Raw genomic sequence first — 15,361 nt, 5'->3', positions numbered from 1 at the left:
AATGAACCTCGACCTGCTCAGCCGCCAACTGATCGACCGCTTCCAGCACGGCATGCCGTTGTGCCCGGAACCTTACAAGGAGATGGCCCGGATTCTCGGTTGCCGCGAGGCCCAGGTGATGGATTGTCTGGAAAAAATGGCTCAGGCCGGCCCCCTCTCACGGATCGGCCCGGTGTTCGAACACAGCCGCGCCGGGGCCAGCACCCTCGCCGCCTTCGCCGTGCCCGCCGAACGTCTGCAACAGGTCGCCGAGCGCGTCAGCCAGTATCCCGAGGTCAATCACAACTACGCACGGGAGCATTTCTACAACCTGTGGTTTGTGCTGACCGGGCCTGATCGCCCACACATCGAACGTGTTCTCGAACAACTTGAGAACGAAACCGGCCTCGTTCCGCTGGATCTGCCGATGTTGACCGCTTACCGCATCGACCTCGGTTTTGCCCTGGGAGAAGGCCCATGAAGCCGGGATTGAGCCCCAAACAGGCACTGGCGCTGCGTCAGCATCTGGAAGGCGGACTGCCGCGGGTATCACGCCCTTATCAGGCCCTCGCGGAACGGATAGACGCCGACGAAAACCAGGTGCTCGCGCAGATGCACCAGTGGCACGAACAAGGGCTGTTTCGGCGGGTCGGCCTGGTGCTCAACCATCGCGCGCTGGGTTTTACCGCCAACGCCATGCTGGTGCTGGATGTTCCAGACGCGCTGATCGACGAAGTCGGCCAGCGCCTGGGGCGAGCGTCCGGTATCACCCTCTGCTATCAACGGCCACGGCGCCTGCCGCAGTGGCGCTACAACCTGTTCTGCATGGTTCACGGACGCCAACGCGCGCAGGTCGAGGCGCAGATCCAGGCGTTGCTGGAAGAACACTTGCTGAGTGACCTGCCCCATCAACTGCTGTTCAGCACCCATGCCTTCAAACAATGCGGCGGACGCTTTGCCGCCTCCTCAACGGGAACCAAGCCCCATGGATGATCTTGACCGTCGGTTGATCAACCGCTTGCAATTGGGCCTGCCACTGGTGCGTAACCCCTGGCAGGCGCTGGCCAGCGAACTGGACAGCAGCAGCCCTGAATTGCTCCACCGCCTCCACGAACTGCTCTGTGAAGGAATACTCACGCGCTTCGGTCCGATGTTCGACATCGAACGCCTCGGTGGCGCCTTCACCCTCGCGGCGCTGGCAGTGCCGGAAGAACGGTTCGAAGAGGTCGCCGAGCAACTGCACGCCCTGCCTGAAGTGGCGCACAACTATCGACGCGAACACGCCTGGAACATGTGGTTCGTGCTCGCCTGCGCGACCGAACAAGACGTCACCGAAACCTTGCAATACATCGAAACCCTGACCGGTTTGCCGCTGCTCAACGTGCCTAAAGAGGAGACTTACCATGTCGGTCTGTACTTCCCGGTCTGAAGACACCCTGGCACACCGCCTGATTGAACTGACCCAGGCCGGCCTGCCGCTGCTGGATGACCCGTGGGCCTGGCTCGCCGAACAGCTGGACCTGAGCATCGAATCCACCCTGGATCTGCTCAAGCGCTTGCAGGCCGAGGGCGCGATCCGGCGCATCGCCGCCGTCCCCAACCACTATCGCCTGGGCTATCGCTACAACGGCATGACCGTTTGGGATGTGCGCGACACCGACATGCCGCGCCTCGGCGCGCTGATCGGCGCACAGCCTTTTGTCAGCCACTGTTATCGACGCCCGCGACGAACCGCGTGGCGCTACAACCTGTTCGCCATGGTGCACGGTCGCAGCCGCGAGGAAATCGACAGCTACCGCGAACACCTGCGCTACTTGCTGGGCGACGCCTGTGTCGCCGACGAGATGCTGGTGAGCAGTCGCATCCTGAAAAAAACCGGATTACGGCTACCGCCAGTGCCACGCTGAACACGCGCTGGTTCAAGGAGAGTTGCATGTTGAGGATCAGCCAATACCTGCGTGCCCTGACCGGCCAGGTGCCCGCCCCCAGAACCAGCCCACCGGGCAGCAACCGGCCGCCGGTGGTGATCTGGAACCTGCTCAGGCGCTGCAACCTGACCTGCAAACACTGCTACGCCACGTCCGCCGACAGCGTCTTTCGCGACGAACTGGATACGCCCGCCGCGCTGACGGTGATCGACGATCTGCACGATGCCGGCGTGAAGGTATTGATTCTTTCCGGCGGTGAACCCCTGCTGCGTGACGATCTGTTTGTGCTCAGCGCCTATGCCCGCACAAAGGGTTTCTTTGTGGCGTTGTCCACCAACGGCACGTTGATCGATGAGCAGAACATCGCGCAGATCGGCGCAGCGAATTTCGACTATGTAGGGATCAGCATCGATGGCCTGGAAGCCACCCATGACGCCTTCCGCCAATTGAAGGGCAGCTTCGCCAGTTCCATGCGGGCGATCCGGCTCTGTCGCGAACAGGGCATTCGGGTCGGCCTGCGCACCACCCTGACCCAGGAAAATCATGCGCAGCTGCCGCAATTACTGGCGCTGATGCGCGAATACGACGTGCAGAAATTTTATCTGTCGCACCTCAACTACAGCGGCCGCGGCAAACGCAGCCGCCAGCTCGACGCCCGGCAGCAGATGAGCCGCGAGGCGATGACGCTGATCTTCGAACGGGCCTGGGAAGACATCCAGCACGGTCGCGACAGCGATTTTGTCAGCGGCAACAACGATGCCGACGCGGTTCTCTTGCTGCAATGGGTGGGCCTGCATCTACCCGAACATTACCGGCGCCTGGAACATATGCTCCGCGCCTGGGGCGGCAACGCCTCGGGCAGCGGCATCGCCAACATCGACAACACTGGCGAAGTGCACCCCGACACCTATTGGTGGCAGCACTCGGTGGGCAATGTCCGGCGCACGCCGTTTCGCACGCTGTGGCTGGACCGCCCGGACGCCTTGTTGCAGCAGCTGCGCGAGCATCCTCGGGCCGTCGGTGGCCGCTGTGCTCAATGCCGCTGGCTAAGCATCTGCAACGGCAATACCCGCACCCGCGCCTGGGCCGAAGGTGATCTCTGGGGCCAGGACCCCGGTTGCCACCTCAGCGATGAAGAAATCGGCATACCGCCATTAACGACCATCCCTTGCGTCATGCACTGAAGCACCCGCCTGGCGAGCCATCTGACAAAGGATGGGGCCGGCCCACCTGATGAAGTACCAAGGACGTCCCATGCATCCATCGATTATTTTACCGGCTGCACTTGAGTCCCCGTTCAGACCGGGCGAAGTCGCCCTGGTCGGCGCTGGCCCCGGCGATCCACGCTTGCTGACCCTGCGCGCCTGGAGCCTGTTGATGCAAGCCGACGCCGTGGTTTACGACCGCCTGATCAGCCCCGAGCTGCTGGCATTGATCCCCCTCACCTGCGCCCGGCATTACGTCGGCAAGGCCAGCGGCTGCCACAGCCTGCCGCAGGATCAGATCAACGAACTACTCGCCGACCTCGCCGATCAGGGGCAGCGCGTGGTCCGGCTCAAGGGTGGCGACCCGTTCATTTTCGGCCGTGGCGCCGAGGAGCTGGAGTATCTGCTGCAACGCAATATTGACTGCCAGGTCGTCCCCGGTATTACTGCCGCCTCCGGGTGTAGCGCTTACGCAGGCATTCCGCTGACCCATCGGGATCTGGTCAACTCTTGTCGATTCATCACCGGGCACCTGCAACACGATGGTGAGTTGCAATTACCCTGGAGCAGCCTCGTCGACAGCAGCCAGACCCTGGTGTTTTACATGGGGTTATCAAATCTCGGGATTATCGCCCAGCGCTTGATCGAAGCCGGAATGCCCGCCGAGACACCGGCGGCGTTGATCAGTAATGGCACGCGTCCCGACCAGCATGTCGCACGAGGCAGGCTGCATCAATTGCCGACCCTGGCGCGGGAATGCCCACCTGGCATTCCGACGCTTGCGGTGATCGGCAAAGTGGTCGATCTGTTCGCTGCCCAACAACAGGAATTCCCGGCGCGCTTTTACCCCGCAGCGCTGCAACGCCAGCGCAAGGTGGCGATATGAGGCGCATGGAGCTTGGCCCATTGTTATGGATCGGTGCGGCTCACGCAGGTGCAGCGATTCCGCCCTCCGACGCGGCCGCCAACCTCTACCAACAGCATTGCCAGATATGCCATGGCGCCAACCGCTTCGGCGGTGCGGGGCCGGCCTTGCTGCCGGAAAGCCTGAGCCGGATCAAACCCGACGAAATCCGCAGCGTGATCCAGGACGGTCGCCCCGCGAGTCAGATGAGCGGGTATGCCAACGTGTTCAACGCCACGCAGATCGACGCGCTGGTGGACTACCTCCAGCAACCGCCCGCCACCCCACCCACCTGGAGTAACGATGACATTCGCGGCAGTCATTCGATTCTCGCCGATATCAACAAACTGCCCGACACGCCCCAGCATCGCGCCGATCCACTGAACCTGTTTGTGGTGGTGGAAGCCGGTGATCATCACATCGACATCCTCGACGGCGACCGCTTTGAAGTGCTGGCTCGGTTCTCTTCGCACTTTGCAGTGCATGGCGGGCCGAAGTTTTCGCCGGACGGACGCTTCGTCTACGTGGCCTCTCGCGATGGCTGGATCAGCCTGTATGACTTGCATAACCTGAAACTGATCGCCGAGGTCCGCGCCGGGCTCAACACCCGCAACCTCGCGGTGAGCAAGGACGGCCGATGGGTGCTGGTGGGCAACTACCTGCCTGGCAACCTGGTGGTGCTCGATGCCCGTGATCTGTCATTGGTCAAAACCATTCCGGCGATCGGCCAGGACGGCACCGCGTCACGGGTCAGCGCGGTCTACACCGCGCCGCCACGGGACAGCTTCATCGTGGCACTCAAGGACGTGAAGGAAGTCTGGGAGCTGCCCTGCGCCGGCACACCGGATTTCGAACCGCGACGGATCCACGCCGAGGATGTGCTGGACGACTTTTCCTTTTCACCGGACTACAAGCAACTGCTGGCCACATCGCGCAAGGCCAAGGGCGGTCAGGTGATCGACCTCGACAGTGGCAAGGTGGTCACCGACATTCCACTGCCGGGCATGCCGCACCTGGGATCCGGAACCTACTGGAAACGCAACGGTGAGTGGGTGTTTGCCACGCCGAACATCAGCAAGGGTCTGATCTCGGTCATCGACTTCAAGACCTGGAAACTGCTCAAGGAGATACCGACCCTGGGGCCGGGTTTCTTCATGCGCAGCCACGTCAACTCGCGGTATGCCTGGACCGACGTGTTCTTCGGTCCCGACAACGATGCGATCCACCTGATCGACAAACAGACCCTGGAAATCGCCCACACCCTGCGCCCGATGCCCGGCAAGACCGCCGCCCACGTCGAATTCACCCGCGACGGTCGCTACCTGCTGCTGAGTATCTGGGCCACCGACGGTGCGCTGATCGTCTACGACAGCAACACCCTCAAAGAGATCAAGCGCCTGCCGATGAACAAGCCGTCGGGCAAGTACAACGTGGGCAACAAGATCGAGTTTGTGGAGGGCACTTCGCATTAGGCTTTGTGCCCCTAATGCGGGGACAACTCAACCCTGTGGCGAGGGGGCTTGCCCCCGTTCGACTGCGAAGCAGTCGCAAAACAGCAGACGGCGGTGTAACTGAAACATTGTGGTGGAGAGTTAAAAGAGGGGCTGCTTCGCAGCCCAACGGGGGCAAGCCCCCTCGCCGCAGGTAAGCTCCCTCGCCACAGGGTTTGTGTTCACCTCTTCAGCTCAGGGTATAACCGTTATCGACTTTCCAGTCCTGACCATAAACACCCCGCGCGCCTTGAGACAGCTGAAAGACAATCACGTTGGCCACCGCTGACGCATCGAGGAAATGACCGGGCAGCAGACGTTTGCCGAGGGTGTCGGCAACGTCGTCGAGTTCCCCGTCGCTCAACCCCAGGTTGTCCCACATCGAGGTCGCGGTCGGCCCCGGGGAGACCAGATTGATGCGCACGTCATAACGCGCGAATTCCACCGCCAATGTGCGCGCCTGCGCCGCCAGCGCGGCCTTGCTGGCAATGCAGGCGGCCAGACCGGGAAAGCTCGAGCCGGTCAGGAAGCTGCCGACAAACACCACCGAAGCAGGATTCGCCAGTTCCCCGCGCAACGCCGCCAGGGTATTCAACGCCCCGGCGCCGTTGACCGCCCACTGACGCTGGAAGGCCGGCATGTCGAGGCTATCGGCCATTTCGGCGATACCCGCGTTGGGCACCAGATAATCAACCGGGCCCAGTGCCGACGCACGTTGGGCCAACGCCTGCAGGTCATCCTGACAAGTCACGTCACCGGCACACCACTGCAGGCGCTCGCCATAGATCTGCTGCAAGGCCGGCAACTCACCGATTTTCCGTGACATCGCCAGCACCTTGACCCCGCGCGGCAACAGCGCCGCACACAGGGCCAGGCCTATCCCGGAACTGGCGCCCGTGACCACCGCCAAACGATCCTGAAACTCGGTTCTCATCATTTCCTCCTGGCATCGCGGACGCCAGCACTGGGGACTTCAAACGGTACGTGAAAACCGGCCTTTTTGATCAGTGCCCAAATAGGCATCAAACGCCATCGCCGCGCTGCGCATCATCAAATGCCCGTGGGGCAACAACACCAACGCGTCTTTGTGAATCTGCAGCAAGCCATCGCGAACATGCTCCTCCAGTTGCATCAGCGCATCGGCAAAGTAATCGGTAAAGCAGATGTCATGACGCGCTTCAAACTTGCCGAAGTCGATCCGGCCGTGGCACATCAGATCGCTGATCACTTCACGGCGCAGCCGATCATCGGCGCTCAACCGGTAACCCCGATGCACAGGCAACAAGCCTTGATCAATGCGGGCGTAGTACTGCGATAGCTCCTTGACGCTCTGGCTGTAGCTGTCGCCGACCTTGCCGATGGAAGACACCCCGAGGCCGATCAAATCGCAGTCGGCATGGGTGGAATAACCCTGGAAATTGCGTTGCAACGTGCCATTGGCCCGGGCCAGCGCCAACTCATCGTCCGGCAAGGCAAAATGGTCCATGCCGATATAGATATAACCGGCCTCAGTCAGACGACGGACAGTCAGTTCAAGCAATTCCAGTTTGCGCTCCGGTGGCGGCATGTCAGCCAAACGAATCAGCCGTTGTGCGCGCACCAGTTCCGGCAGATGGGCGTAGCTGTAGGCGGCAATCCGGTCCGGACGCAGCGCGATGATTTTGCCGAGAGTGACATCGAAGCTCTGCACGGTTTGCAATGGCAGGCCGTAAATCAGATCGACACTGATCGATTTGAATCGCGCCTGGCGTGCCGCAGCGACCAGCGCATAAATTTGCTCTTCACTTTGCTGCCGATTGACCGCAGCCTGCACATCGGGATCGAAGTCCTGCACGCCAAAGCTCAAACGATTGAACCCCAACTGACGCAACAACTGGATCTGTTGCGTACTGATGGTGCGAGGGTCGACCTCGATGGAAAACTCATGGTCATCGCTGTCGTCCATGTCGAATGCCTGGTGCAGGCAGTCCATAAGGTCAGCCAGTTGTTCGCCGGTCAAATAGGTCGGCGTGCCACCTCCCAGGTGCAGTTGCGTGAGTTTGCGGGTGCGGTCGAACAAGGCAGCTTGCATCATGATCTCGCGCTTGAGGTACGTCAGGTACTCGACGGCGCGGTGGGTTTTCTGGGTAATGATTTTGTTGCAGGCGCAGTAGTAACAAAGGCTCTTGCAGAACGGGATGTGGATGTACACCGACAGCGATTTTGGCGTTGTCGCCTGGTTGCTGTCCGAGGCCGCACGCTGATAGTCATCGACGGCGAACGCCTGATGAAACTGCGGCGCGGTCGGGTAAGAGGTATAGCGCGGCCCCGGGAGGTCATACTTTTCGACCAGGGCGCGATTGAAATCAAATGAAGTTGTCATGATCAATCCATTCGTAATGGGGTTCATGCCCCGCACCGTCCGAATCCTTTTCAAACAGGTTGCAGATGGCATCCACGTGCGGCCGACCGGCCGGAAAAATACTAATGAAACGGTCAGACAGCTCAATCAACCCGTCACGGCTCAATTGCTCCAGCAAAGGCCAGGCGGTGAAAAAGTACTGGCGAAAAATGACTCCATGACGCGTCTCGATTGCCTGGATATCCAGCTCCAGATCACACGCCAGGCGCTCCATGACCATGTGCCTGACCTGATTCCCTTCCTCACAGCGCCAGCCACGACTCGTCGGCAATTGGTCCATGTCCAGTTGCTGCCGGTAGCGTTCGAGTTCGTCGGTGTTTTGCGCATACAAACCGTCGATCTGACTGATAGCGCCCAAACCGAACCCGATATGGTCGCAATGCCCGTGACGGGTAAACCCCTCACAATTGCGACGTAATCGACCGCGCTCCTGAGCAATCGCCAAATCGTCATCGGGCCGGACAAACTGCCCCAGGCCAATGTAGTGATAACCGGCGCCGATCAACTGTTCAAAACAGATCCGGCGCATGGCGCCTTTATCTTCCTCGCTGCAAAACGCCCCGACTGTGTCTGCAGTCTTGGGCCGATAGCGTTGGGGTGGCCGGGCATAGTCAAACACCAGCAGCCGGTCCGGCTCCAGTTCGATGATGGTTGTCAGTTTCAGCGCAAAACTTTCTGGCGTCTGCCAGGTATGGCCATAACCCAGATCGACATTGATGGATCGATAGCCGAAGGTACGAGCGGCATCGATAAGCGAATGGATCGGTGCCGGATTCTGGTAGCAGGCCACCGACATCGCACGGTCGGCACCGATGTCCGGAACGCCGATGCTGACATGGTTGAACCCCAGGTCACGCAGCATGCCCATGGTCGACCAATCCGTATGGTGAAGGTCCACTTCTATGCTGTAGTCACCGCACTCATGTCCAAGAAAGTTGAATCGGCCACGCAGGTGATTCATCAGCCGTCTCAGGTGGGCGATGGCGGGTGTTCCGCCCCCCAGATGGAACTGCTCGACCCTCTGCCCGGCTCCCAGATGACAACCGACGAGGTCGATCTCATGTTGCAGACGCTGAAGATAGTGTTCGACACCACTGTGCTCGCATGAAATTTCGCGAGGAGAGCACAAGGCAGGCTTAAGGTTAGAAGGCAGTTGCACGTTCAGCGACAGCGGACGGCACTTCTGACGGCTGCCGCGCAATGCACGAAGCAAATCCAGTGAGCCAATGCCGCCATGAAATTTTTCTGTGTCGACATGGCAGTTGGGGTCGAGTACGCCTTGATCGCGCCGGACGTTCAGCTCACCGGGGCTGTGAAATGAATTGAGCATAACGGGTCTCCGAGACTGGCTGCGGACCGCCAGTGTCGGAGTCTGGCGACCCATGCTCCTTGATTTGCATCAAGCGCGAGCAAAGTGCTTGTCGCGCAACGGACACCAGGCAAGCCCAGTCACCACGTCAGGTAAAACATCCACTTGGCCAACAGCACGATGACAACCATGTGGCAGAACAGGCTGCCATGGATGAAATGCAGGTATCGAGCACTCATCCGGCCACTTTTGAACAAAAACATGGCGACCAGGAAATGCAGCAGTACGCTGACGGCCGCCACGATTTTTAACATCAGCAACGTGCCAAACGATGAGGCCATTGGTGTGGCAAGGACCGGTAAATAGCGCAGCCAGACCATCCCCAACCCGGCACCGAACAACACCAGCAAGACCCATGGAATCAAGGTGCGTGCACGTCGACCGATACCCTGCTCAAGCAGCAACATGACCTTGACGGGCAGCTGTTTGCGGATACTTTCAAGGAACAGGACTTCGAAGAACACCGTGCCGATAAAAATCAGCGCGGCGAACAGATGCAACGTCAGAAACAGCGGATAGAGCATGGGATTCTCGCTCTCAATACAGCTGAACACGCTCCACTCACCGCGAGGGAAACGTCACTCCCATCGTTGCGCCGCCTCGCGATCACTGTTGCGAGCCTCGACCCAATGGGAACTCTCGGCCACCTGTTCTTTCTTCCAGAATGGCGCGCGGGTTTTCAGGTAATCCATTACAAACGCACAGGCATCAAAAGCCGCTTGACGATGACTGCTGCTGATGCCGACAAAGACAATGGGGTCTCCCGGTTGCAGCGCGCCGATTCGATGGATCAGCACCAGTCCGAGCAACGGCCAGCGCTGTCGGGCTTCGTCGGCGATCTTGCCCAGGACCTTTTCGGTCATACCGGGGTAATGCTCAAGAAACATCCCGGCGACTTCTTGTCCGACGTTGGTGTCACGTACATACCCGACAAAACTCACCACGGCACCGACATTCAGGCTCAAAGCCTGCAGGGCATTGATTTCGGTGCCGGGGTCGAAGCGCTCTGTCTGCACTCGAATCATCGAATCACCCTCCCGTTACGGTGGGGAAAAAACCCACTTCATCACCGTCTATCAACGGCTCATCGAGCCCGCACATGTCCTGATTGCGGGCACACATGAGGTTCTGTTCGGCCAGCATCTGCCAGACGCCAGAACGACGTATCAGGTGCTGACGCAACTGATCGACAGAAGTGAAATCACCTTCAATCGTTTCATCGTCGAGACCAAGCGTTTCGCGGTACCGCGAGAAATACAAAACATTCAGCTTCATTGTTGCTGCGCCTGATACCAACCACTTTTACCACCCTGCTTCTCCAACAGCCGCACCGACTCGATGCTCATGCCCCGGTCCACGGCCTTGCACATGTCATACAGGGTCAAGGCCGCCACACTGGCGGCGGTCAGTGCCTCCATCTCGACGCCGGTCTGTCCGGACAACTTGCACCGAGAAACAATGCGTACGCGTTGGTCACCTTCAAAACTCAACTCAACGTTAACACTGCTCAGAAGCAGCGGATGACAGAGCGGAATCAACTCACTCGTGCGTTTGGCCGCCTGAATGCCGGCGATCCGCGCTACCGCAAATACATCACCTTTAGGGTGAGCACCACTGGCAATCAGTTGTCGGGTCTCGGCAAGCATATGAACCCATGCCTCAGCCACGGCTTCTCGGGACGTCACGCTTTTATCCGTAACATCGACCATTCGCACGCGTCCCAGCGAGTCGAGGTGAGTCAGCATCAATTCAGTCATGAGCAATAAGCCTTGCGCTACCAACAGTCGGTTTCAGCGCAGAATACAGCGCAGGCCGACACAGGCGGTTGACGTCAATCAAGTAATGCAGACAAGGCCATTGCTCAACCGATTTCCATGGTTCGAAAGCGCAACTCCGAAGCTGCAATCACCCCGTCTACTTGTGCCGGAGGGCGAGCTCCGATAATGACGCCCGTCACTGCCAGTTTGCGAAGTACCCAGGCGATCGGCTTCTGACACAACAGCGTTTTCACTAAGTCATTAATGCCCGGACATTGGACTGCGTGGACGTTTTACATCGCGTTTTCGCCTTACCGTGTCAGGGCTGGTAATGCGGCTAGGTTGAGGCAATCGGGACGTACGCAGTAACAGACTGATTTCCTCTGCGCTGACCGCTCTGCTGAAAAAGTGGCCCTGAATTTCATCGCAGCCGTTTTCACGCAGGAAGGTTTGCTGCTCTTCGGTCTCGACACCTTCGGCTATGACCTTGAGGTTCAGTTGGTGCCCCAACGAAATCACTGCGGTAGCGATGGCTTTGTCGTTCTCGTTGTCGGGCAGATCGTGCACGAAAGACTGGTCGATCTTGAGCCTTGCGATGGGGAAGCTTTTCAATGCCGCGAGGCTGGAGTAGCCGGTGCCGAAGTCGTCGATCGACAGACTGATCCCCATTGATTGCAGTTCCTTCATTTTGCTGATGGCTTGCTGAAGGTCTTGCATGATCAGACTTTCGGTCAGCTCCAGCTCAAGGTACATCGGGTCCAGTCCGGTCTCTTGCAAGGCATGCCTCACCCGGTCGATCAGGTCCCTTTCGATGAACTGGCGTGCTGAAATATTCACCGACATGGTGATCGGCGGCCAACCCGCATCCTGCCAGTCCTTGTTCTGTCTGCACGCGGTATGAATCACCCAATCGCCTATGGGCACGATCAACCCGGTCTCTTCGGCCTGCGGAATGAATTTGATTGGAGACACCATGCCGAGTTCGGGATGCTGCCAGCGGATCAGTGCTTCTACGCCGATAATCTGACCTGACTGCAAATCCACCTGTGGCTGGTACAGCAGCAGGAACTCGTCATGGTTGAGTGCGTTTCGTAGCCCGTCTTGCATGGCGAGCTTGCCCTGATCCTTGTTATTCATCTCGCTCGTATAGAACTGGTAACTGTTGCGACCCAGTTCCTTGGCCCGGTACATGGCGGCGTCCGCATTGCTGAGCAACGTGTCGGTATCGCTGCCGTCAGCTGGGTAGGTGGCCAACCCCATGCTGCAGGTGACGTGGAGTGTATGCCCGCTGAGCTGAATCGGCCGCAGGATGGCTTCCTGGATCTTGTGCAGGGCTGGAGTAACGCCGTCGAGGTCTGAGGGCTGGTCGAACAGGATGATCACAAACTCGTCGCCACCCAGTCGCACGACGGTGTCGGTGCGGCGCACACACTCCTGCATGCGCTGGGCGACGGTTTTCAGCAGTACGTCTCCAGCGCTGTGCCCAAGGCTGTCATTCACCAGTTTGAATTTGTCCAGATCGAGAAACACCACCGTCACCAGCCGGCTGTAGCGCTGGGCATAAAGTATTGCCTGCTTGAGACGGTCCTCGAGCAGGGTGCGATTCGGCAGCCCGGTCAGTGCGTCATGGTCGCCCATATAGCGAATGCGCTTTTCGGTCAGTTGGCGTTCTATCGCAATACCGGCAAGAGGTGTCGCCATGTCGATCAGTCGCGTCTCGGTCGAGCTAGGGCTGCGTACGGTGTTGGAATACAAGGCAAACGTACCCAATACCTTTCGTTCATGGGACAGAATCGGCGTCGACCAGCAGGCACGAAATCCATAGGGCGCAGCGGATGATCGGTACTCCTCCCACAGCGGGTCCAGCTCGATATCCGTGACGATGACCGGTTCTCGTCGATACACCGCGGTGCCGCAAGAGCCGACGTTTGGACCAATCGCAATCCCGTCGATGAGCTGGTTATAGGCTTTCGGCAAACTGGGGGCAGCCCCGTGCAGCAGGTGTTTGCCATCCTCATCCAGCACCAGGATGGACACCATCATCCCCTCCAGTTGGGACTCGACCAGGTGAGCCAGACTATCTAGGACTTCTGCAAGCTCGGTGCTCCTGGCGATCAGCTCCAGGACATGACCTTGTCCGGCACGGATGATGGCTTCTTGCTCCAATCGGTTGTTTTGCAGGGCGAGCCGCTCTGTGGCGATACTCAATTGGACCGTTTTTTTTTCAAGCTGAAGACGGTCTTTGAGGAATTGATTCACCGCGCGAGCCATGTTGCCGATCTCGTCTTTCCCATGTTCCACCATCATCAAATGCGTTTTGTCAGTGCGTTCCTGACGCAATTGCCGGCTTATTTCATTCAGGCGCACGAGCACATGACGGCCCATGAAGACCCGGGTCACGAACCAGGCGAATATCAGGCTGGCGCCCAACATGATCAGCACCCATCGCTGGCTACGATTTGAGGCCTCGACCAGACGTTGCACGGCTTCGCGATAGTCTTCGGTGTAAGCACTGGATTGCGCACGGGCCACCGCGACCAGAACCCCGGCCTCATTCTTCAACTCCTCATTGAAGCGCTGGATGACGTTGTGCTGATTGATGAGCCTCAGGCGCTGGGAGAAGAGATCGGGCGTTTCCACATCAGCGTCGGGTAACTTGCCAGCGGCGCGTGACAGGCGCTCATATCGGATCCGCAGCCGTTGCACGGCATCGCTGTCATTAGCCTGCGGCAGACCGAAAAGTAACACCGCCAGTTCCAGGCTGGCCCGGGTCTTGGTCGCGGTTAACCGGGCAGCGTGATCCTCCAGGGCTTGCTCGAAGCTGACCTCGGTTTGCAGCAGGCTTTCTCGCAGCTGCGCAACGATGTTGGCGGTATTGCGGAACATCTGACTCGACTGATGCATGTCGAGTATCGCCTCGCCACTGTTCGCGGCAGTCAGCTCCTGCACCAGTTGATCAAGGGCTTCAAGCTGTTCGACGGTTGCCGCATAGCTTGAACGCAGGGCGTCGGGGGAACGGGTTGTCAGAAGCTGATCGGTCTGGCGTTCGATCAGCAAGGTCCGCTGCACCATGTCTTGCCCATTTTGCATGCGCACCAGTCGTTCATCCGTCAGCTGGCGGGTGGCGCTGTTTGACGTGCGCAACGCGTAGACCGCTGTGGCACCACCCGCCAGGATCAGCAGCGCCAGCGTCAGGAACGCCAGTGTGAACTGTGCGCGCAACGACTGCGGCAATAGCCGGCGTCCTAGCCGGGAAATAACGTCCAATTTCATGGATTCCATAGGTGGCGATAGATGTCTCGATAGCCATTGTCAGGGTCGTACTGGAATTTCTTCCCGCCGTCGAAGGCGATATTGTCGGCATTGACCAGGTGAATCGGCGCTACGAAGCCGCTCACCGGCTGACCTGCAAACAGCCGGTTCAATTCGTCCATCACTTGCCAGCCATGCAGGTTGAGCGGCTCGGCCACGGTAACGGTCTGGTAGGTTTTTGCCTGTATGCGCAAGAAAGCCGAAGCGCTGCCATCACCGGCAGACAACAGACTGATGCCGTCACTGGGCATTGCGGCGTTGGTCAATGAGGCAATCGAGTAGTCGAAATAGATATCGTTGATGGCCAGCGTGTGGGTCCAGCGCTTGCCATAGCGCTGAAGCAGCTCCTTGGTGAGCGCCGGCATCTTCTCACCACTTTCGGAGATCGCCACATCGCGCACTTCCAGCAAGGTACATTCCCGACAGGCCCGAATGACGTTTTCCATGGCCTTGGCTTTCGCCATGGCGATGCTGTACTTGGAGTCGGTCAGGATGACCACGCCGGCGTGTCCGTTTGACTGTGCCACTGCCGCCATGGCCGTGAGGCGAGCCACTTCGAGCGGGTCGGTCGTGACGTTCATGGCCACCGGTGTGCCATCAATCGGCCCCGGGCGTGCCCCGGCGTGCCAGCCAACCACCGGCACATCCCTGTTGGCGAAGAGGATCAGCGCCGCATTGTTCTCAAGGGCATCGGAACCGCACAGAATGAGGCCGTCGGGTTTCTCTGCCAGCGCATCGGAGAAGGCCTTTGCGCGCCCGGCCGATGATCCAGCGCCATCGAATATCTTCAGCGTCCAGCCCATCGCCTTGGCTGCCTCGCGAGCGCCCTGCGCGACACCGACGATGCCTCCGTTACGCAAATCCTCTGCGACAAGGGCGATGCTCTTGCCCCGCTGGGCTTTCGGGCCGGACTCAGGGCCGCTCCAGCGAACGGCTTCAAGGGTGGCCCTGGAAACGATTTCCTGCGCTTGAATCACCGTTACCGTGGCGTTTTCGACACCTGCCGCGGTTGGCAG

16 protein-coding genes are annotated in these 15,361 nt (G+C 59.3%); 7 read left to right on the top strand and 9 right to left on the bottom strand.

Annotated features, from left to right (window positions below; translation table 11 throughout):
* Nucleotide 1: 1 nt before the first annotated feature.
* The 7 genes from LOY36_RS11830 to LOY36_RS11800 all read left to right on the top strand — a co-directional run bounded on the left by LOY36_RS11830 (nt 2) and on the right by LOY36_RS11800 (nt 5,488).
* Nucleotides 2-460, top strand: a complete 459-nt coding sequence (locus LOY36_RS11830; protein ID WP_111454567.1) for an Lrp/AsnC family transcriptional regulator — start codon at nt 2-4, stop codon at nt 458-460.
* A complete protein-coding gene (locus LOY36_RS11825; protein WP_258673671.1) occupies nt 457-972 on the top strand; it encodes an AsnC family protein in 516 nt (171 codons plus the stop codon). The genes LOY36_RS11830 and LOY36_RS11825 overlap by 4 nt, the downstream gene beginning before the upstream one ends.
* Nucleotides 965-1,408: an Lrp/AsnC family transcriptional regulator gene (locus LOY36_RS11820; RefSeq protein ID WP_258673670.1), complete on the top strand. Its 444-nt coding sequence runs from the start codon at nt 965-967 to the stop codon at nt 1,406-1,408. Before LOY36_RS11825 ends, LOY36_RS11820 begins: the two co-directional genes overlap by 8 nt.
* The gene (locus tag LOY36_RS11815; RefSeq protein ID WP_204125110.1) at nt 1,383-1,886 is read left to right on the top strand and encodes a nitrite reductase; all 504 of its coding nucleotides are present in this window, start codon (nt 1,383-1,385) and stop codon (nt 1,884-1,886) included. Before LOY36_RS11820 ends, LOY36_RS11815 begins: the two co-directional genes overlap by 26 nt.
* Before the next feature lie 26 nt (nt 1,887-1,912).
* Nucleotides 1,913-3,091: a heme d1 biosynthesis radical SAM protein NirJ gene (gene nirJ, locus LOY36_RS11810; protein WP_258673668.1), complete on the top strand. Its 1,179-nt coding sequence runs from the start codon at nt 1,913-1,915 to the stop codon at nt 3,089-3,091.
* A 70-nt stretch (nt 3,092-3,161) separates the two neighbouring features.
* On the top strand, nt 3,162-3,998 hold the full coding sequence (gene cobA, locus LOY36_RS11805) for a uroporphyrinogen-III C-methyltransferase (protein WP_258673665.1): 837 nt from the start codon (nt 3,162-3,164) through the stop codon (nt 3,996-3,998).
* Nucleotides 3,995-5,488, top strand: a complete 1,494-nt coding sequence (locus LOY36_RS11800) for a nitrite reductase (RefSeq protein ID WP_258673662.1) — start codon at nt 3,995-3,997, stop codon at nt 5,486-5,488. The genes cobA and LOY36_RS11800 overlap by 4 nt, the downstream gene beginning before the upstream one ends.
* Before the next feature lie 208 nt (nt 5,489-5,696).
* Here LOY36_RS11800 and LOY36_RS11795 read toward each other — a convergent pair whose 3' ends face one another.
* The 9 genes from LOY36_RS11795 to LOY36_RS11755 form a co-directional block, all read right to left on the bottom strand.
* Nucleotides 5,697-6,440, bottom strand: a complete 744-nt coding sequence (locus LOY36_RS11795; RefSeq protein ID WP_258673660.1) for an SDR family NAD(P)-dependent oxidoreductase — start codon at nt 6,438-6,440, stop codon at nt 5,697-5,699.
* Nucleotides 6,441-6,479: 39 nt separating this feature from the next.
* Nucleotides 6,480-7,868: an oxygen-independent coproporphyrinogen III oxidase gene (gene hemN / locus LOY36_RS11790; RefSeq protein ID WP_258673658.1), complete on the bottom strand. Its 1,389-nt coding sequence runs from the start codon at nt 7,866-7,868 to the stop codon at nt 6,480-6,482.
* Nucleotides 7,852-9,237, bottom strand: coding sequence for a coproporphyrinogen III oxidase (locus LOY36_RS11785; protein WP_258673657.1), 1,386 nt, complete (start codon nt 9,235-9,237; stop codon nt 7,852-7,854). The genes hemN and LOY36_RS11785 overlap by 17 nt, the downstream gene beginning before the upstream one ends.
* A gap of 119 nt (nt 9,238-9,356) precedes the next feature.
* Nucleotides 9,357-9,800 (bottom strand): CopD family copper resistance protein, encoded by a 444-nt coding sequence (locus tag LOY36_RS11780; protein ID WP_258673656.1) that lies wholly within the window; start codon nt 9,798-9,800, stop codon nt 9,357-9,359.
* Nucleotides 9,801-9,854: 54 nt separating this feature from the next.
* Nucleotides 9,855-10,301: a molybdopterin synthase catalytic subunit MoaE gene (moaE, locus tag LOY36_RS11775; RefSeq protein WP_019649099.1), complete on the bottom strand. Its 447-nt coding sequence runs from the start codon at nt 10,299-10,301 to the stop codon at nt 9,855-9,857.
* A gap of 4 nt (nt 10,302-10,305) precedes the next feature.
* Entirely contained in the window at nt 10,306-10,551 is a 246-nt protein-coding gene (locus LOY36_RS11770) for a MoaD/ThiS family protein (RefSeq protein ID WP_258673653.1), read from the bottom strand.
* Nucleotides 10,548-11,021 (bottom strand): cyclic pyranopterin monophosphate synthase MoaC, encoded by a 474-nt coding sequence (gene moaC / locus LOY36_RS11765; RefSeq protein WP_258674170.1) that lies wholly within the window; start codon nt 11,019-11,021, stop codon nt 10,548-10,550. The genes LOY36_RS11770 and moaC overlap by 4 nt, the downstream gene beginning before the upstream one ends.
* 273 nt (nt 11,022-11,294) lie before the next feature.
* Nucleotides 11,295-14,315 (bottom strand): EAL domain-containing protein, encoded by a 3,021-nt coding sequence (locus tag LOY36_RS11760; RefSeq protein WP_258673649.1) that lies wholly within the window; start codon nt 14,313-14,315, stop codon nt 11,295-11,297.
* Entirely contained in the window at nt 14,303-15,322 is a 1,020-nt protein-coding gene (locus LOY36_RS11755; RefSeq protein ID WP_192351311.1) for a substrate-binding domain-containing protein, read from the bottom strand. Before LOY36_RS11755 ends, LOY36_RS11760 begins: the two co-directional genes overlap by 13 nt.
* Nucleotides 15,323-15,361 lie beyond the last annotated feature (39 nt).

The sequence above is a fragment of the Pseudomonas sp. B21-019 genome, assembly GCF_024749225.1.
Lineage (GTDB): Bacteria > Pseudomonadota > Gammaproteobacteria > Pseudomonadales > Pseudomonadaceae > Aquipseudomonas.
This window is presented reverse-complemented; position numbering and strand designations above follow the sequence as displayed.